This window comes from Sinorhizobium prairiense (genome assembly GCF_029201645.2).
In the GTDB taxonomy this organism is placed as follows: domain Bacteria; phylum Pseudomonadota; class Alphaproteobacteria; order Rhizobiales; family Rhizobiaceae; genus Sinorhizobium; species Sinorhizobium meliloti_A.
Genome location: NZ_CP104131.1, coordinates 1,137,581 through 1,155,713 on the forward strand (window position 1 = coordinate 1,137,581; position 18,133 = coordinate 1,155,713).

Here is an 18,133-nt window from a genome sequence, read left to right on the forward strand (position 1 = left end):
CGCCGCGTCTGCGCGGGAAGCGTTCTTTCAGCCCAAGGACTTGGTCTGGCTGGATTCCTGTGACAAGCACAGGAATGAGGAAATCAAACAAGCGGCCGCGGGCCTCTTCGTTCAACCGATGTCGTTCGGGCGGGTGAGCCTGCTCCTGTCGGTGGTGCGTGGATGGCGCATCTCGCGGGAGTTGACGTCTGGCCGCAAGACAGGCGAGATGGTGCGACGGGAGGACGGTCGCTATCCGGCGATCCGGCCGCATCCGAGATGCCAGCCAAGGGGGAGACCTGTGTTGCCTTTCAAGCGTTTCATCATGAAGTCTGCCGCCATTTTCCTGGCCGCCGCCGGCTTTCTTTCTGCCTGTACCGTGGTCGTCGACGAGCCGCGCCCCGGTCCGGGACCGATCCGCCCGCCGGGTCCGCAAATGTGCACGATGGAATTCGCGCCCGTCTGCGGCGAACGCGGCAATCGCATTCGAACCTTCCCCAATGCCTGCCAGGCACGCGCCGACGGCTTCCGTGTCGTTCATCGCGGCGAATGCCGTCCGGCATCCCGTCCGCCGGAAGAGCGGGCCTGCACGCGCGAGTTTTCGCCGGTTTGCGGCCAGCGCGGCCCGCGAAGGCAGACCTTCCCAAATTCGTGCATGGCGCTCGCCGAAGGGTTCCGCGTCGTCGCACCCGGAGAATGCCGCCGTGAGGATGATCGCCCGCAACAGCCGCAATTCTGCACGCGCGAATTCGCGCCGGTCTGCGGCGAGCGCAATGGACGATCAAGAACGTTCCCGAATGCCTGCGAGGCACGAGCGGACGGGTTCCGCGTCGCCCATCCAGGGGAATGCCGTTAGTCGGACGAAAACCCACAAAGAAAAGGCCCGCACCCGTAAGGATGCGGGCCTTTTCTTTTGTCCCGCTCGCCCGATTGGCGTGCGGCCTGCAAGGCTTCGTTTACCACGTTTGCTTAAATTGCTTTGCAAAGCCGACTTTCTCGACCGAGCGCCCGTTTGGCGACATTCCGCAGGTTCATTCTCGGCTGTGGGCAGGCGGCGCACGGACAAGGCCGAAGCTTTGTCATGGATGAAGGCGGCAATCAGTATGGCGTATGTTTCTCTTCTTCATCGTCCATTGGCGGCGCTGCTGTTGTCCATTCCGCTCGTTGCCTGCACGACCGACGTGCTTGCGCCACCGGCCCGCATCGACGGGAGCTCCCGTGTCGGCGCGATCGGGCCGGCGCCTGCAGCCATGCCGGAGCAGGAAGTCGCTGCCTATCCGTCGTCAGAGCCGGTCGCCATGGCCAGCCAGACCTCCGTTGCCCGCGTTTCCAGTAATGCGGCCCTTGCACCGCAGGGCCAGGTCGCCGCGGCCGGATCGATGACGGTTCCGCCCGAGGGGGTGAATATGGACGCCATGCTCGGCGTCGAACCGGTGGTCGGCCTGGCGCAGGAGCAGGCCGGTGAGATCGCCGAGGGGAATACGACGCAGCCGGTCGTGGCCGGTATCGGTGACAGCGATGTGCGCCAGCTTGCCGGAGCGCCGCAGCCTATGCCGATGCCTGAGGCGAATCCCGGCTATGATCCCGACCTGCCGCCCCTTGCGCCCGCGCAGAGCGCGGCCGAGGAAGTGAATAGAAGGCGTGTTCTCGAGCCGCAGCGGGCGACGCGCACTGAGCAGCCGCAGCAGATCGCTTTCATACCGCGCGCCCGCAGCCCGCTGTCCACGCCGGAATACACCGGCGAAATGCCGGGCTCGGAGGTCGCGTGCCGGCAGCGGTTGAAGAAGCTCGGCGTCGTCTTCCGCGACGTTCCGCGAGTCCGTAACGGGCCGTCCTGTGGCATCGACTACCCGATCGAGCTCAGCGGCCTGTCCGGCGACATCGCCGTCAAACCTGCGGTGAAGCTGAATTGCCAGGTAACGGAAGCCTTCGCCAAGTGGGTGAAATACGAGCTGGCGCCGTCGTCGCGCTACCGTTACTGGTCGGGCGTCAAGACGATCAAGCCCCTCGGCGGCTATTCCTGCCGGACGATGAACTCCCGCCGCGGCAATCCCATGTCGGAACATGCGCGCGGCAACGCGATAGACGTCGGCAAGTTCGTGCTGAAAAACGGCAAGGAAATCGATGTGCGCAAGAAGGGCTTCTTCGCTTTCCGTGAGCGGGGGCTCCTGAAAGCGGTGCGCACGGACAGCTGCAAGTACTTCCACACGGTGCTCGGACCAGGCAGCGATCCTTTCCACAAGGACCATTTCCACTTCGATCTGCGCACGCGCAAGTCCGGTTACCGGCACTGCGATTAGCACGCTGCACAAGCGGACCATCGGTTGGACGGCCCGGCTGACGCCGCGATGGCCTCATGTCGGAGGAGGAGTCGACGATGTCGGTGCAGGTGTTCAGGGGTATCCGGCTTCTCCCGGTCGGAAAACGCCCGCAAGCGAACGCGGCGGACGACGCCGAACGCGCGGCCGTTCCATTTTATCGCTGCAAATAACCCTGCACGCCAATTGTTGACATAAAAAATCAAGTTATCTAACACCGGTTTTGTACCGGCGTGCTCGGCTCGTTGCAAAGCGAGTTGGCCGTCTCGGTCGATGTTCTTAGAGGGGTATCTATGGAACTGCGTGTTGGACTGCTGGCTGTCCTGCTGGCAACGGTGAGCCGTGCCGCTTTGGCACAAGATGCGACGGTACTGGATCGCATCGAGGTGAGGGGCACCTCGACGGCGACGATAGGCACGGAACCGGAAGACTATGCCGGAGGGCAGGTAGCGCGCGGTGGTCGCGTCGGCTTGCTCGGCAACCGCGACTTCATGGACACGCCGTTCAACATAACCAGCTATACCGCGGCGACGATCGAGAATCAGAATGCGAAGACTGTAGCCGACGTTCTGGCCAACGATCCGTCGGTCAGGAGCACTCACGCCTCCGGCGGAATGCTGGATTCCTTCTACATCAGGGGGTTTCCGCTCAACGAGGGGAATTTTGGCGAAGTCTCCTTCGACGGGGTCTTCGGCGTCGCTCCCACCTTTCGCCTGTTCACCGACTATGCCGAACGTGTGGAGGTTATCAAGGGACCGACGGCACTCCTTTACGGCATCTCTCCGAACAGCAGCGTCGGCGGCAGTATCAATATCGTGCCGAAACGCGCGCCCGAGGTTGATCTGACTCGCGTGACGACCGACTATGCCTCCGATCTTTACGGCGGCGGACATCTGGATGTCAGTCGCCGCTTCGGCGACCAGCGTCAGTTCGGCGTCCGCCTCAATGGCAGTTATCGCGGCGGCGACACCGCCATCGACAACCAGTCACTCGACGTCGGTGTCGGCGCAATCGCGCTCGACTACGAGGGCGAAGGCATCCGGGCGACCCTGGACGTCATCGGGCAACGGCAGGACGTCGACGCCCCGCTGCGCCCATTCTTCCCGTTTGGGAATTTCGAAATTCCCGAGGCGCCGGGTGGCCGATCCAATATCCAGGAACCCTGGGAATGGGCGACGACCGAGGACCTGTCCTGGTTGGGGCGGGTCGAATACGACCTGAGTGACGCGGTCACCGTCTTCGCGGCCGTCGGTGGCGGGAATTCGCGGGTCGAGCGCCTCTTTGGCACTCCGCTGCTTCTTAACTCTGCCGGCGACGCCAGTGTCACCCCGCAGAATTTTGTCTTCGATGTCGACCGTCTGACGGCGGAGGCGGGCGTTCGCGCCGAGTTCGAGACGGCGGCCATCGATCACTCGGTCACATTCCAGGTCAGCGGGCTTCAGCAACGTCTCGCGCGCGGCTCTAACTCTGGAATCGCGCAGCCAACCAATATCTTCGATCCGCTTCCTCGTCCCGAGCAGGAGGTGCCGCAGCCGACCCATGTGCCAAGAGCTTCGGAGAATATCTTCCATGGTTTCGCGCTTTCCGACACCATGTCGATGTTCGATGAGCGCGTGCAACTGACCTTGGGTGGGCGCTGGCAGCATATCGATACCGAAAACTACAGCCCTGCCACGGGCGCCATCACCGCATCTTCCGACGAGAGCGCTCTGACGCCGCTCGCTGGCATCGTCTTCAAGCCGTGGGAAAACGTCGCGCTTTATGCCAATTACGTTGAGGGCCTCAGCGTCGGCGACACGGCCCCGGCGACGGCCGTCAATTCGGGCGAGACGCTTGCGCCCTACCGATCAAGACAATACGAGATCGGCACCAAAGTCGATCTCGGACGCGTGGCGGTGACCGCCAGCGTGTTTCAGATCGAAAAGCCGTTCGGCGTGCTGGAGACGCAGGGCGGCGGCCTGGTCTTCGCGGAAGGCGGCGAACAGCGCAACCGCGGCGTCGAGTTGAACGTCTTCGGCGAGGTGACACCCGAAATCCGGGTTCTCGGTGGTGTCGCCTTCATCCACGGCGAAATCACGAAAACGAGCGATGACGCGGCGCGTGGCAATACCCCGATCGGGGTGCCCTCTCTGCAGGTCAATCTGGGGGCGGAGTGGGATACGCCCTTCTTGCCTGGTCTGACGCTCACCGGCAATGTCATCCACACGGACGAGCAGTTTGTGAATACGGCAAACACCCAGGAAATTCCCTCCTGGACCCGGCTTGATCTCGGCGCCCGCTACTTGACCGCGATCAACGAGAGGCCGGTCACGTTCCGCGCCAATGTCGAGAATGTCTTCGACCTTGACTACTGGTCCGGCGTTGCAAGTTACGGCACCCTGTCGCAGGGTGCGCCGCTGACGGTGAAGGTCTCCATGACAACCGACTTCTGATTCCACCGAGTATGCCCATGGAGGCGCCGTCGGGCGCCTCCGGCCGTCGGGCGTGCGGTCGAACCGGATCAGCAACCCGCGGATGCAGGCGTGACCGCGTACCTCACGAGCGTAGAAAAGCGAAGGCGAGACGCTCCGTGGAGAGCCTCACGCGCTTGAATCACCAGGCTGGGCCGATCAGTCAGTGCTGTCGACGAGGCTGACGGCATAGCCGGGACGATAGGGGATGGGCAGAAAACGCCGGTGATACTCGGCAAATGTCGCGTCCGGATCGAGGCTGGCAAAGAGTTCCGGGTGGAGCCATTTCGCCAGTTGCTGGACGGCGAAGAATTCATAGGGGCTGTTGTAGAACTGGTGCCAGATGCCGTGGAAGGTCCGGGTCTTCTGGGCTGCGATGTCGGTGTAGGCGCTGCGGCTGGTGAACCATTCGAGCTTCTGCCGGGTCACCGTCTCATCCGCGCCGGGTCCCAGGGGGATCCAGTGCCCGCCCGGCACGTAGGCTTCCCAGTCGGCGCTGGTAACGACGACATGTTCGGGATTGGCGGCGATCACCTGCTCCGGATTGAGCTGTCCGAACGTGGAAGGAAGAATGTCGCTGCCGATATTGAGGCCGCCGGCGAGTTCGACATACTTGCCGAAGTTTTCGGCCCCGAAGGTAAGGCAGCAATCGTCGGCATAGCCGCCGATCCTCTCGATGAACACCCTCGGGCGCTCGGGCTTGGACGTGCCGATGACGTCGGTCACTCGTGCCATCGCTTCACGGCGGAATGCGATGATCTCTTCCGCGCGCGCCTCGCGCTCCATGATCTTCCCGAGCAGACGGATGGTAGGCTCGGTGTTCTTCAGCGGATGATGGCGGAAATCGATATAGAGGACCGGGATCTGGAGCTCCGCGAGCTTCTCGATATATTTGGCATCTTCGTTCGCACGCATGGCCTCGAGATTGAGCAGGACCACGTCGGGTTTCAGGACGATTGTCGATTCTATGTCGATCAGACCGTTTTCCTTTCCAGGAAATGCCGGAAGTTCCGCCAATCTGGGAAAGGCTTCGAGGTACTGCCTGTATGTCGCCGGATCGGCCTCGATCAGATCGTCGCGCCATGCGACGACGCGAGCCAAGGGATCTTCCGGCTCGAGCGACGCAACAAGGTAGAGTTGCCGCCCCTCACCAAGCAGTACGCGCCTGACCGGCGTATTTACCGTCACCTCGCGGCCGGCGATATCGGTGACCGTGATCGGTGCAGGCTTCTCCGCCTCTGTCCGCTCCCCGGTGAACGCAACGGCCGGAACCATCAGGACCAGAAAGGCGATTGCGGCGCAAAGCACCGAAAGTTTTCTCCTCACGACAATTCTCCTCCCTCGAATGATTGACGCGGCCCGTTCCGCAGACAGAGCGCCGACTCGTTCGGTTTATCTCGTGGCCGAAATCGATCGCGCCGGCGAGAGAGACCATTGTTCGGGCGGCGGGCCCTCACGCACGCTTTTGCATCGCATATATATCTTGATGACCGCAATCAAGTTAGGCAGCGCTCGAGATTGTTCGGCATCGTTACGACGCGGCGCGACGCGAGAAAGATTTTATCGGCTCGCCGAGGAAAGGCGGCACGGCTGGTGTCCGCACTCCAAGAGATTCTACTGGCGCACGGGCAGCAGTCGCTAAGCGGAGCGGCGGCCCTTGACAGAGCGTCAACGTAAATTTGGCTTGGACGGGCTGCAAATCCATGTGAATCGGCCCATATAGAGCAGCACCCTGCCGTCTTTGCACCTCTTCCCGGATATGTTTCATGGCGCCAATCGTTTCCATCTCCAATCTGTCGAAGACCTATGCCTCGGGGTTTCAGGCCCTGAAGGGCGTCAGCCTCGATATCGAAGAGGGCGAAATTCTTGCCCTCCTCGGTCCGAATGGTGCCGGCAAGACGACGCTCATCTCGATCGTCTGCGGTATTGTCAATGCGACGGGCGGCCAGGTTACCGTCGGTGGCAACGACGTCGTGCGCGACTTCCGCCAGACACGGGCGATGATAGGCCTTGTGCCGCAGGAACTGACGACCGATGCTTTCGAGACGGTGTGGAACACCGTTTCCTTCTCGCGCGGGCTTCACGGCAGGAAGCCGGATCCGGCGCATATCGAAAAGGTACTGAAGGACCTCTCGCTCTGGAACAAGAAGGACAGCACGCTGCGCGAGCTTTCCGGGGGCATGAAGCGGCGCGTGCTGATCGCCAAGGCGCTCTCGCACGAGCCGCGCGTCCTTTTCCTCGACGAGCCGACGGCCGGTGTCGACGTCAGCCTGCGAAAGAGCATGTGGGAGGTCGTCCAGCGGCTGCGCGCTTCGGGCGTGACGATCATCCTCACGACCCACTACATCGAGGAAGCGGAGGAGATCGCCGACCGGATCGCGGTGATCAACAGCGGCGAGATACTGCTCGTCGAAGACAAGAATGCGCTGATGACGAAACTCGGACGCAAGCAGCTGCGCGTCGATCTGGCCCAACCTCTGGAGCGGGTTCCCGATTCTCTTGCCTCCTACAATTTGTTGCTGGAGGGCGAAGGCGAACGCCTGATCTATGAATACGACACGAGCGCTGATCGGACGGGCATCACGTCGCTGCTCGCGGCGCTGGCCGAGGCGGGCATCAGGCTCCGGGACATTTCCACGAGGCAGAGTTCGCTCGAGGATATTTTCGTTGAGATCGTGGAGGCGGGGCGATGAACATAGAAGCAGTCAAATCCATCTATTTCTTCGAAATGGCACGCACACGCCGCACGCTTCTGCAAAGCGTCGTGTCGCCCGTCATCTCCACTTCGCTCTATTTCATCGTTTTCGGCGCCGCCATCGGTGGACGCATCCAGGAAATCGACGGAATTTCCTACGGTGCCTTCATCACGCCCGGATTGATGATGCTGACGCTTCTGACGCAGTGCATCGGCAACGGCTCATTCGGTATCTATTTCCCGAAATTCACCGGCACGATCTATGAGGTGCTGTCGTCACCGATATCCATGCTGGAGATTGTGCTCGGTTATGTGGGAGCGGCGGCGACAAAGGGGATGATGATCGGTACGATCATCCTCGTCACGGCCTCGCTGTTCGTCGATCTCAGCATCGCCCATCCCTTCGTGATGCTTTTCTTTTTCGTTCTGACGGCGGTGACCTTCAGCCTGTTCGGTTTCCTGATCGGCATCTGGGCGAAGGATTTCGAGCAGCTCAACCTCATTCCGATGCTGGTGGTCCCGCCGCTCGTCTTCCTCGGCGGCAGCTTCTATTCGATCGACATGCTGCCGCCATTCTGGCGGGCAGTAAGCCACTTCAACCCGGTCCTTTATCTGATCAGCGGATTCCGCTGGAGCTTCTTCGAGATCTCCGACGTAAATCCGCTCGCCAGCGCGGCAATCATTCTCGTCTTTCTCGCCCTCTGCATGTCCGCACTGACATGGATATTCCGGACCGGGTACAAGTTGCGCAACTGAGGTTGGATCGGCGGGGGCTCAGTCCCTGAGCCGGAGCTCGCCGCTGCGCATCTGCAGGAAGTCGAGGGTCGAGAGGAAGCTCATGCCGAGCAGGCTGCTGTCCAGCCGCCCCTCGGCCGCGACCATGGCGCGGATATTCGTCCGCCGGATCGGTCCGATCGCGATCTCCGGCAGGATGACCGGTGCCGCAAGCGCCGGCCCGTTCGCGGTCATGACAGTGATCGTGTAGCCGAGATCGGCGACGTCGAGACCGACCATCGCCGCGTCCTCATGGGTGAGCACGATACTGCTCGCGCCGGTGTCCACAAGCATGCTGACCTCACGCCCGTTGATTGTCGCATCGGCGGCAAAGTGGCCGTCGATCCGCTTGTGAAGCACCACCTCCTGCTGACCCTCGCTGTCGGTGATGACCATGGCCCTGCCGGGCATAAGTCCTGCCAGCACCCGGTCGCCGACGGACCGAAGGTCGAAGCGGTAGACATAGAGTGCAACTAGGACGAACGCAATCAGCAGCCAGATCGCAATCTGTGTCAGGCCTTCGCCCAGCGTTCGGCGGCTTCTGACGATACCGGCGGCAAAAAGCGTTGCCAGCGCGCCGAGGGCTACGAGCTGTCCGAAATCGTCGTTGTTCATGCCGAACGTTCGGCCGGAATCGTGATTGATGATCAGCAGTACGAGGCCGATGCCGAGTATTGCGAGGAGGACGATCAGTCTGCTCATGAGCCGTTTTGTTCTCGCGCCATGCGCGACCGGCGCGTCTCCCGCCGCGGTTTGCGCTCGACCGTTTCCAGTCGCGCCGGCAAGGCCTGCATGATCGTGTGCCGTTCGGTATCGGTGTAGAGCGTCCAGGCGCCGATCTCCTGACGTGTGCGCCCGCAGCCGAAACAGTAACCGGTCCTATCGTCGATCGTGCAGACGAGAATGCAGGGAGATTCCATGATCGGGACGATGCTCTGCTGTTTCGTTCGAAAAATATATCGGCCTTTCAGATGGCCAGTGCAAGAGCGCCCAGAACGGCGATCTCCGTCAGTTGCTGGGTGGCGCCGATGGTGTCGCCGGTATGGCCGCCGACCTTGCGTAAGGCAATCCGCGTGAAGCCTGGCACCGCAAGCCCGAAGGCAGCGAGCGAAAGCAGGACGGCGACGGTCGGGATGTCGGCCAGGAAAAACAGCACGAGCGCGAGGAGCACGCCCGAGCCGAGCGCAATCGATGTCGCCTGCGGCTCGGGTAAACCGGCCGAGGCGGCGACCCCGCCGCGGCGGGCAGGCGGGAGGCGGGACCAGTGCCAGACCATCGCGGCGCGGCTCAGCGCAGCGGTGGCAAGCAGCGCAATTCCGCCGCCTGTCGGCGTCAGCAGCGGCAGGAAGGCAGCCAGGGCCGAGACGCGAAGGCCGAAGGAAAGAATGAGGGCAACCGCGCCATAGGTGCCGATCCGACTGTCCTTCATGATCTCCAGGGCGTTTTCCCGATCGCGCCCGCCGCCGAAACCATCGGCCGTATCCCCAAGGCCGTCCTCATGCAGGGCGCCGGTGACCATCGCCTGCACCGCGACGACGAGGGAGGCGTTGAAGAGCGAGCTCGCGTGAAGCGCGCCCAGAAGGACCGCTATCACGGCGGCAGGAAGGGCGATCAGGATACCCGCAAGAGGGAAGGCGCGCACGGCGCGGCCGAGCCCGCCGTCATAGCCGCGGAAATATCGATCCGGCACGGGAATGCGGCTCAAAAAGGCAACCGACCGTGCGACGTCGTCCCAGAGCTCGCGAATATCTGCCATCTCGTCTCCCGCATCCCGAATCGCCCGGCGTTCCGCGGGATCATGCGAGACGACGGCAAATGGCGCAAATGCCGTTGCCGCGGGCGGCATCACACTCTATGACGAGCCCCGAACGAGTTTCACGTTGCAAGGATGATCCATGAGCGCCAGCGGCCTGCCGTTTGATGATTTCCGCGAACTACTGCGCAACCTGCCGGGGCCGGATACGGCGGCACTCGTTGCGGCGCGCGAGCGGGACGGGCAATTGACGAAGCCGCCCGGCGCTCTCGGGCGCCTCGAGGAAATCGCCTTCTGGCTTGCCGCCTGGACGGGACGTCCGCCGGCGGTTAACCGACCGCTCGTCGCGATCTTCGCCGGCAATCACGGCGTGACCCGTCAGGGAGTGACGCCCTTTCCCGCTTCGGTGACGGCGCAGATGGTCGAGAACTTCGCCGCCGGCGGTGCTGCCATCAACCAGATCTGCGTGGCACACGATCTCGGCCTCAAAGTCTTCGATCTGGCGCTCGACTATCCGACCGGTGATATCACCGAGGAACCGGCTCTCACCGAGCGCGACTGCGCCGCCACCATGGCTTTCGGCATGGAAGCGATTGCCGGCGGCACGGATCTGCTGTGCATCGGCGAAATGGGCATCGGCAACACGACGATCGCGGCCGCCATCAACCTCGGCCTCTATGGCGGCACGGCAGAGGAATGGGTCGGTCCCGGCACCGGTTCGGAAGGCGAGGTGCTCGCGCGCAAGATCGCCGCCGTCGAAAAGGCCGTGGCGCTGCACCGCGATCACTTGTCCGATCCGCTCGAAGTCATGCGGCGGCTCGGCGGCCGCGAGATCGCGGCGATGGCGGGCGCAATTCTCGCGGCGCGGATGCAGAAGGTGCCCGTCATCATCGACGGCTACGTCGCGACCGCGGCCGCGGCGATCCTCAAGGCCGCCAACCCGGCGGCGCTCGACCATTGCCTGATTGGCCATGTTTCAAGCGAGCCCGGTCACATGCGGGCGATCGAGAAACTCGGCAAGACACCGCTCCTGGCTCTCGGCATGCGGCTTGGCGAAGGCACGGGCGCGGCTCTTGCAGCAGGCATCGTCAAGGCGGCGGCTGCCTGCCACAGCGGCATGGCGACCTTTGCGCAGGCTGGCGTAAGCAACAAGGAGTAAGGCAGGCCCGGCCCGCCCACGCGCGTCAGCACGCTCGGAGCTTGCTGTCGATCGGCCGTCATGCGTGCTATGCTCGTGCCGTGCAGCTATTGATGCGGGGCGGCTTCTCGCATATCGGGGATAAGTCGGGTCATTCGGTTCGGGTGGCCTCGCAATGCGGCATTGCCACCGCCTTTGATTCGCCTCAATAGGAACGTCGAAGCTGTGCCCTCTCCCAACCCGCGAGAAGAAATGGACGTCAAGAACACTACCTCCCGCAACGGCGCCACCGCGCCCGTTCAGAAGCATCGTGGCTTCCGGCACCTTTTCGCGGCGGCCAGCTATTCCTTCGGCGGTGCGAAGCGCCTGATCGGCGAGGCGGCCTTTCGGCACGAACTCATCGCCTTCGCCGTCGCGATGGTCGCGTTCACGATCGTCGGCGCGAACCTGTTCCAGTATGTCGCGATGGCAATCCTGTTTCTGCTGATGATGGCCTTTGAGGCGATCAACACCGCGATCGAGGAGATTGTTGACCGCGTCTCGCCGGAGATCTCGGAGATGGGCAGGAACGCCAAGGATCTCGGCTCCTTCGCGTGCCTTTGCCTCATTCTCGCCAATGCGGCTTATGCGCTGTACGTGATATTTCTCGCTCGCTTCCTGGGCTGATCCGCGACGCCGGCACCACCCTCATTTCCGTGACAGGCACGGGAATGAAGAAGTGGAGCACGCCCGGCAAGCGTTTACGCGAAGCTCCTTCGCCGGCGGGTGAGGGACGGGACGTCCTCGACCGGGGGCAAGCTCTGCAGAACGCGACGCGGCGGCAGGATAGCGATCGCCTCGGTACCTTCCCGGAGCTTCGAGCGCAGGATGAACTGACCGCCATGCTTGGCGAGGATCGCCTGGACGATCGGCAGACCGAGGCCGGTGCCCTGTTCGGCGCTCTTGATGGCGATCGAACCCTGGCCGAAGGCGGATAGGACGATCGGGATCTCCTCTTCCGGAATGCCGGGGCCGTTGTCTCTGATCGAAAGATATTGCCCGCCGCCGGCGGTCCAGCCGACTTTTACGCTGACCTCACCGCCCGACGGGGTGAACTTGACGGCATTCGAAAGAAGGTTGAGGGTCACCTGGCGCATGGCTTTCTCGTCCGCCCAGACGGACGGCATCGCCTGTTCGAACTGATGGCCCATGGTTATGTTCTTGCCGCGCGCACGGAGCTGAACCATGCCGATGCAATCCTCGACGATTTCCGCCAGATTTACCGCATCCTCGCTGAGCTCGTACTTGCCGGCTTCGATACGCGAAAGATCGAGAATTTCGTTGATGAGATTCAAGAGGTGCTCGCCGGAGCGATGGATGTCCAGCGTGTATTCCTTGTAGGTCGGGTTGGCGAGCGGTCCGAGCACCTCTGTCGACATGACCTCCGAGAAGCCGAGGATGGCATTGAGCGGCGTGCGCAGCTCGTGCGACATCGAGGCCAGGAAACGCGATTTGGCGAGATTCGCCTCTTCGGCGCGGCGGCGAGCCTCGTCCGACATGGACTTCGCCACCTCGAGTTCGGCGATGAGATCGTCCTTCTCGGATTGTACCGATAGGATATGGACGTTGGCGCGGTTCATCCTGTCGGTCATGAACGCCAGAAAGACAAGCGAGAGCGCCAGAATGCCCGTGAGGCCGACATCGACCGCATCACCGGTCGTGAGTGAGGAGAAGCCGAGCGCGGCCATGACAGGCAGAAACGTGTAATAGAGGGCGTTCCGCAACAGAAAAGTGCCCATGGCGGTGACCGCAAGGGCAATGAAGAGCACCGTTCCCTCGAAGAGACCGGAAGCGATCTCGCCGCAGGACGCACAATCCGGGAGCGTGAAGATCGCCCAGCAAAGGCCGGTCAGCATCTGGCCGGCGAGGAAGCGGCGGCGCCAGACGGACACTTTCTCGGCGACCACATCCTCGCGCTTGGCCTTTCGCGCGAGAAAGATGGTGACCGCATGCGCGGAAAGCGCCAACAAGGCCCAGGCGAGAAAATGCGGGTCGCCCGAGAGGTAGATGCCGCTGGCGGCGATCAGGATCACGAGGAGGGGCAGGGCCATCGCGCCGTGGAGCACGGAACTCGATGTGTAGCAGGAGCATTTCCCGTTCGAAGCCGGAGGGTGCCGAGGAACCGGTCTGCAGCCGCTGACGCGTCGCGCGAACGGTCTTCGAAACAGCCTTGTTTCGATGGCTCCGCGACTTGTCCACGATGATCTTGTCGGTCGATGTGCTGGCGGCGATGCTCATGCTTCTGGTCAGGATTGGGTTCAGCTTGCACTCTAGGATGCAATCCTTAAGAAGTTGCTGCCCCCATGAAGGATTCGGCAACCATTGTGGCGCGATTGCGGTTTTCGAGGCCGGGATGGGCAGGAAGAACAACACGAGGAGGCGTGGGGCGTGAAGTCGGAAAACCGCAGATTCCGGATCGTCGGCGGCAGCGGCGCAGGCCCGGGCTCTTCCGGAAGGCGCTTTGGATTTGGTCGCTCCGGGTTTCCCGAGCGGCGCAGGAGACCGTCCGGCAGCGGCGGCATGGCCGGCGGTTGGATTTTCCTGATCCTGCTCGGCATCGGCGCCTACATAGCCGCGCAGCTGCCGCCGTCGGAACGGCCCGTGACCGGCGAGTTGCGCGGCTCGGCGTCGGTGAGCGATGGCGACAGCCTGCGGCTCGACGGACGCCGCATACGCATCGAAGGCATCGATGCCCCGGAGATCGGCCAGATGTGTCGACGCGGGGAAACCGCGTGGGACTGCGGCGCCCAGGCGCGGCAACGGTTGATTGCTCTCATCGCGGGAACGGCGACCGTCTGCCGGCTCCATGGCCATGATCGCTATGGTCGGGAACTCGGTGTCTGCGCGGCTGGCGGGACCGACCTCGGAAGAGAAATGGTCCTCTCCGGTCATGCGGTCAGCTATGGGCTCTACCGTGACGAAGAGGAAACGGCGCGAACGGGCCGGCGAGGGCTCTGGGGCGGCGATTTCGTCAGGCCGCAGGAATGGCGGCGTTCGAACGGCGGTGCAGAGGAGACCCCGCACCGGGCGGGTGACTGGCTGGCGGCCATTATCCAATGGCTTCAGGAGTATTCGAGCGCGATCATGGCGAGGATCGGCGGTGACTGAGGAGCGGCTGCAGGCGTTGAGGGCGGCGATCTCGATCTGTCGCCGATGCCGTGACGAGCCGGCGCGCGGCGAAGACCACCGGCTGCCGCACGAGCCGAGGCCGGTGGCGGTGCTTTCCGCGTCGGCGCGGATTCTGATCGCCGGGCAGGCGCCCGGATTGCGGGTCCATGAAAGCGGCCTTCCCTTCAACGATGCCTCTGGCGATCGGCTGCGGCAATGGCTGTCGGTGGACCGGGCGGCATTCTACGATCCGCAAAATTTCGCCATCGTGCCGATGGGTTTCTGTTTCCCGGGCTACGACAGCCACGGCAGCGACCGGCCGCCGAGAAGCGAATGCGCGCCGCTGTGGCGGCAGAGGGTGATGGACGCGATGCCGCAGATCGAGCTGGTGCTTGCGGTCGGTCATTATGCGCAGCGTTGGCATCTCGGAAGGGAGTGTCCCAAATCCATGACGGAGACCGTGCGCAACTGGCAACGCTACGCGAGACGCAATTCCGGCGTCTGCGTATTGCCGCTGCCGCATCCGAGCTGGCGCAATACCGGTTGGCTCCGGCGTCATCCCTGGTTTGAGGCCGAGTTGCTGCCCTTCCTGCGCGAACGGGTGAGGGCGCTGACGACGTGAAACAATTTTCTTTATTTTCACAATTACCGCGCTATAGAGGGAAAAATATTCGAGAGGATTTTCCATGGATCGCCTAGACCGCAAGATCCTGCGGCTGTTGCAGGAAGACTCGACCTTGGCCGTAGCCGACCTCGCCAAGAAGGTCGGGCTTTCCACGACGCCGTGCTGGCGGCGCATCCAGAAGATGGAAGAGGAAGGCGTGATCCGCCGCCGTGTCGCGCTTCTCGATCCGGTGAAGGTCAACACCAAGGTCACCGTATTCGTTTCCGTGCGCACCAATTCGCATTCGATGGAGTGGCTGCGGCGGTTCTCCGAAGTCGTGGCGGATTTTCCGGAAGTGGTGGAATTCTATCGCATGAGCGGCGACGTGGATTATCTCCTGCGCGTGGTCGTGCCGGATATCGCCGCCTATGATGCCTTCTACAAGCGGCTGATCGCCAAGATCGAGATCCGCGACGTCTCCTCGGCCTTCGCAATGGAGCAGATCAAGTATACGACGCAGCTGCCGCTCGATTACATGGTCATCGACCAGGCGAAGTCGAGCGAGGACTAGAAGACCGGGTCGTTATCCTCGCTCAAGCCGGGTATGACGCGGAGGGATGCTGCGATAGGTCCTCAAGACATGCGGCTGCCCAGCCGCGTGCAATGCCGATCTCGATGGTTCGATACGGCTCCCGCTACCCTTTCTCCGGCGCGAACCTCTCCACCCGCCATCCACGGGCAGGTTTGACGACTGCGTGCCGCCATAGAGGCCATTCAACCGGTGATGACGATTAGTAGCGGCCGGGATTTCGACCCTTTCCGTTGAAACATCGGGTCGGAAATGCTATCTAGATTGCATATCTAGATAGGTGGTTGCCATGGCCCTGAGCATCAAGACAGAGGAAGCGGACCGGCTGGCGCGGGAGTTGTCTCGCCTGACCGGCGAAACCATGACCGACGCCATCACGCAGGCCATGCGCGAGCGGCTGGAACGGCTGCGTGCCGAGCGGGAGGCGCAGGCCGACTATGTTGCGCGCATGAAGGCCTTCGTCCGCGAGCGCGCCGGCCGCTACGATCGCCGTCCGGTCACGAAACAGGAATGGGATGAAGCGGTTGGCGATACGGCTGAAGAACTCGGTGTTCCCCGTTGATGGTCGTGGACGCGTCCGCCATCATCGCGATCATGTTCGAGGAGGCGGAAGCGCCTGACTGCATGGCCGCTCTTCAAACAGAGGCCCTGCGCCTCATATCGGCTGTGAACTATGTCGAAGCCGGTACTGTCATGGCCGGCAGGATCAAGGATGGAGACTGGCATGAGGCGATTGCCGATCTCGACGCGTTTCTGTCCGACTTCGGCATAGCGATTGCGCCCATAGACGATAACCTTGCCCGTGCCGCCATGAGGGCGCGTCTGGATTACGGCAAGGGATTCGGCACGCGGGGCGGCCTGAACTTCGGCGATTGCTTCGCCTATGCCCTGGCCAAACGGCATTCCGCCCCTCTTCTCTACGTTGGCCACGATTTCGCGCTCACCGACGTTCAATCTGGACTGGCGCGCTAGACGCAGAGAGTCCGGGTGGAGATGAAGAATGGCGAGGCCTCGAAGAACGAGGTTTGTCAGGCTCGGTTAAAACTCGGGCTTGACTTGAGAAACCATTCGCGAGCCGCTGGAAAGCCGCTGGCGGACCCTGCTGTTCGTCAGTTCGCGCAACGCGTCCTTGCCCGTCCATCGTGCCGTACGGTCCGTGCTCGCCGCGAGCTTTTGCGCGAGCGCCAGGGCCGGTCCGTGGCAGGCGGGGCTGCGCTTGCCGATCTGCCTGAGTGCCCAATTGACCGACTTCTTCACGAAGTTGCGCTCGTCGGCGGCGTGAGCCTCGATCAGCGGCAGCCAGGCAAGCAGCGTCGAATCCGGCTCCTTCTTGAGATGCACGGCGGCTGTTGCGATCATCGCGAAGGCCAGGCGGCGGACGAATTCCCGCTCATCGGCGGCGAATTCAGGAATGAGCACTTGCTCGAGGCGCGCTCCGACGAAGAGGTCGGCAACGGTATCGACCACTTCCCAGGAGTCGCAGGCATTCGCCCATTGCCGCGCTTCAGCAAGCGTCAGCGCCTTCGGGTCCGCGGTGAACGCTGCCAGCAGGCGTGCTTCGCGGATGCCGGAGGTCCAGAGGTCGAGCGCACGGGCATGGTCGGTCTTTACCCTGCGCGCGACGCGACGAAGCTCAACGTTCGAAACGCCCAGGGCGGTTTCGGTCGCAATGCCGAAGCGCGCCATGCCGGCGATGTTTTCGTCCGAGCCGAGGGCGCGGAGATATTCGATGATCTCTTCCGCCGTCGACGCCGGGGCCGGCGTCATTTTTCGAGCCGGGCGAGCAGGGAAGACGTATCCCAGCGATTGCCGCCGACCGCCTGGATGTCGCCGTAGAACTGGTCGACGAGGGCGGTCACCGGAAGCTTGGCGCCGTTGCGCCTGGCCTCGGCAAGGACGATGTCCAGATCCTTGCGCATCCAGTCGACCGCGAAGCCGAAGTCATATTTGCCTTCGTTCATGGTCTTGTGGCGATTTTCCATCTGCCAGGAACCGGCCGCTCCCTTGGAGATGACCTCGATCACCTTCTCGATGTCGAGTCCTGCTTTCTTGCCGAAGTGGATTCCCTCTGCGAGCCCCTGGACGAGGCCTGCGATGCAGATCTGATTGATCATTTTGGTCAGTTGGCCGGCGCCGGCGGGGCCCATCAAGCCGACCATCCGGGCATAGGCGTCGATGACGGGCCTGGCCTTGTCGAAGGCTCCCGCATCGCCCCCGCACATGACGGTGAGCACGCCGTTTTCCGCTCCGGCCTGCCCGCCGGAGACCGGCGCGTCGATGAAATGCGCACCCTTCGCCGCCGCCGCGGCGTAGAGCTCGCGGGCAACCGCGGCCGATGCCGTCGTGTTGTCGATGAAGATCGACCCGGCTGCCATCGTTTTGAAGGCGCCGTTCTCTCCCGTGGTGACGGAGCGGAGGTCGTCGTCATTGCCGACGCAGGCGAAGACGAAATCCTGGCCCTTGGCCGCTTCGGCTGGCGTTGCGGCGGTCCGGCCGCCGAATGCGGCTGCCCATTGCTCCGCCTTGGCTGCAGTCCGGTTATAGACCGTCACATCGTGCCCGCCGCGGGCCTTGAGATGACCGGCCATCGGATACCCCATGACGCCGAGACCAATGAATGCGACTTTGGCCATTTCCTTGAGACTCCCTTATCGATGGCGTGTTTGCGGCCGACGATAGCCGCGGC

The 18,133-nt window shown here is 62.9% G+C and carries 18 protein-coding genes and 1 pseudogene; 12 read left to right on the forward strand and 7 right to left on the reverse strand.

Translation table 11 applies throughout. From position 1 onward, the window contains the following. The first annotated feature begins 280 nt into the window (after positions 1–280). From N0Q91_RS08070 to N0Q91_RS08080, 3 genes are all read left to right on the forward strand, one after another. The gene (locus N0Q91_RS08070) at positions 281–835 is read left to right on the forward strand and encodes a Kazal-type serine protease inhibitor domain-containing protein (RefSeq protein WP_275597799.1); all 555 of its coding nucleotides are present in this window, start codon (positions 281–283) and stop codon (positions 833–835) included. Positions 836–1,082: 247 nt separating this feature from the next. Next, complete coding sequence (locus tag N0Q91_RS08075) at positions 1,083–2,279, forward strand: extensin-like domain-containing protein (protein WP_275597800.1); 1,197 nt, start codon at positions 1,083–1,085, stop codon at positions 2,277–2,279. 311 nt (positions 2,280–2,590) lie between these two features. Next, positions 2,591–4,729 carry a TonB-dependent receptor gene (locus tag N0Q91_RS08080; RefSeq protein WP_275597801.1) on the forward strand — a complete coding sequence of 713 codons (2,139 nt, stop codon included), beginning with the start codon at positions 2,591–2,593 and terminating at the stop codon, positions 4,727–4,729. Between the two features lie 177 nt (positions 4,730–4,906). Here the strand turns inward: N0Q91_RS08080 and N0Q91_RS08085 are convergent, their stop codons facing one another. Next, entirely contained in the window at positions 4,907–6,022 is a 1,116-nt protein-coding gene (locus tag N0Q91_RS08085) for an ABC transporter substrate-binding protein (RefSeq protein ID WP_275598108.1), read from the reverse strand. Between the two features lie 491 nt (positions 6,023–6,513). On the opposite strand from N0Q91_RS08085, the gene N0Q91_RS08090 reads away from it, so the two are divergent. Together N0Q91_RS08090 and N0Q91_RS08095 are read left to right on the forward strand one after the other, a co-directional pair. Beyond that, positions 6,514–7,440, forward strand: coding sequence for an ABC transporter ATP-binding protein (locus N0Q91_RS08090; RefSeq protein WP_275597802.1), 927 nt, complete (start codon positions 6,514–6,516; stop codon positions 7,438–7,440). Continuing rightward, positions 7,437–8,198 carry an ABC transporter permease gene (locus N0Q91_RS08095; protein ID WP_003535321.1) on the forward strand — a complete coding sequence of 254 codons (762 nt, stop codon included), beginning with the start codon at positions 7,437–7,439 and terminating at the stop codon, positions 8,196–8,198. Before N0Q91_RS08090 ends, N0Q91_RS08095 begins: the two co-directional genes overlap by 4 nt. Before the next feature lie 18 nt (positions 8,199–8,216). Here the strand turns inward: N0Q91_RS08095 and N0Q91_RS08100 are convergent, their stop codons facing one another. From N0Q91_RS08100 to N0Q91_RS08110, 3 genes are read right to left on the reverse strand one after another with little or no spacing between them, the layout of a single operon-like run. Next, a complete protein-coding gene (locus N0Q91_RS08100) occupies positions 8,217–8,918 on the reverse strand; it encodes a TIGR02281 family clan AA aspartic protease (protein ID WP_100673071.1) in 702 nt (233 codons plus the stop codon). Further along, positions 8,915–9,136: a DUF1289 domain-containing protein gene (locus N0Q91_RS08105; protein WP_020487477.1), complete on the reverse strand. Its 222-nt coding sequence runs from the start codon at positions 9,134–9,136 to the stop codon at positions 8,915–8,917. The genes N0Q91_RS08100 and N0Q91_RS08105 overlap by 4 nt, the downstream gene beginning before the upstream one ends. Positions 9,137–9,183: 47 nt before the next feature. Beyond that, positions 9,184–9,972 carry an adenosylcobinamide-GDP ribazoletransferase gene (locus tag N0Q91_RS08110; RefSeq protein WP_275597803.1) on the reverse strand — a complete coding sequence of 263 codons (789 nt, stop codon included), beginning with the start codon at positions 9,970–9,972 and terminating at the stop codon, positions 9,184–9,186. Between the two features lie 139 nt (positions 9,973–10,111). Between N0Q91_RS08110 and cobT the strand changes: the two genes are divergently transcribed. After that, a complete protein-coding gene (gene cobT, locus N0Q91_RS08115; protein ID WP_275597804.1) occupies positions 10,112–11,128 on the forward strand; it encodes a nicotinate-nucleotide--dimethylbenzimidazole phosphoribosyltransferase in 1,017 nt (338 codons plus the stop codon). 231 nt (positions 11,129–11,359) lie between these two features. Further along, positions 11,360–11,773: a diacylglycerol kinase gene (locus N0Q91_RS08120; protein ID WP_100673072.1), complete on the forward strand. Its 414-nt coding sequence runs from the start codon at positions 11,360–11,362 to the stop codon at positions 11,771–11,773. A gap of 74 nt (positions 11,774–11,847) precedes the next feature. On the opposite strand, the pseudogene N0Q91_RS08125 reads toward N0Q91_RS08120, so the two are convergent. Then, positions 11,848–13,384 (reverse strand): annotated as a pseudogene (locus tag N0Q91_RS08125) (sensor histidine kinase). A gap of 150 nt (positions 13,385–13,534) precedes the next feature. Here N0Q91_RS08125 and N0Q91_RS08130 point away from each other — a divergent pair. From N0Q91_RS08130 to N0Q91_RS08150, 5 genes are all read left to right on the forward strand, one after another. Then, positions 13,535–14,254, forward strand: coding sequence for a thermonuclease family protein (locus N0Q91_RS08130; RefSeq protein WP_275597805.1), 720 nt, complete (start codon positions 13,535–13,537; stop codon positions 14,252–14,254). Further along, the gene (locus tag N0Q91_RS08135; protein WP_275597806.1) at positions 14,247–14,876 is read left to right on the forward strand and encodes a uracil-DNA glycosylase family protein; all 630 of its coding nucleotides are present in this window, start codon (positions 14,247–14,249) and stop codon (positions 14,874–14,876) included. The genes N0Q91_RS08130 and N0Q91_RS08135 overlap by 8 nt, the downstream gene beginning before the upstream one ends. 64 nt (positions 14,877–14,940) lie before the next feature. Beyond that, the gene (locus N0Q91_RS08140) at positions 14,941–15,429 is read left to right on the forward strand and encodes an Lrp/AsnC family transcriptional regulator (protein ID WP_003535303.1); all 489 of its coding nucleotides are present in this window, start codon (positions 14,941–14,943) and stop codon (positions 15,427–15,429) included. A gap of 307 nt (positions 15,430–15,736) precedes the next feature. Then, complete coding sequence (locus N0Q91_RS08145) at positions 15,737–16,009, forward strand: type II toxin-antitoxin system VapB family antitoxin (RefSeq protein WP_275597807.1); 273 nt, start codon at positions 15,737–15,739, stop codon at positions 16,007–16,009. Beyond that, on the forward strand, positions 16,009–16,419 hold the full coding sequence (locus tag N0Q91_RS08150; protein WP_275597808.1) for a type II toxin-antitoxin system VapC family toxin: 411 nt from the start codon (positions 16,009–16,011) through the stop codon (positions 16,417–16,419). The genes N0Q91_RS08145 and N0Q91_RS08150 overlap by 1 nt, the downstream gene beginning before the upstream one ends. 66 nt (positions 16,420–16,485) lie before the next feature. On the opposite strand, the gene N0Q91_RS08155 is transcribed toward N0Q91_RS08150, so the two are convergent. Further along, on the reverse strand, positions 16,486–17,214 hold the full coding sequence (locus N0Q91_RS08155) for a DNA alkylation repair protein (protein ID WP_275597809.1): 729 nt from the start codon (positions 17,212–17,214) through the stop codon (positions 16,486–16,488). Next, the gene (locus tag N0Q91_RS08160; protein WP_275597810.1) at positions 17,211–18,080 is read right to left on the reverse strand and encodes an NAD(P)-dependent oxidoreductase; all 870 of its coding nucleotides are present in this window, start codon (positions 18,078–18,080) and stop codon (positions 17,211–17,213) included. Before N0Q91_RS08160 ends, N0Q91_RS08155 begins: the two co-directional genes overlap by 4 nt. Positions 18,081–18,133 lie beyond the last annotated feature (53 nt).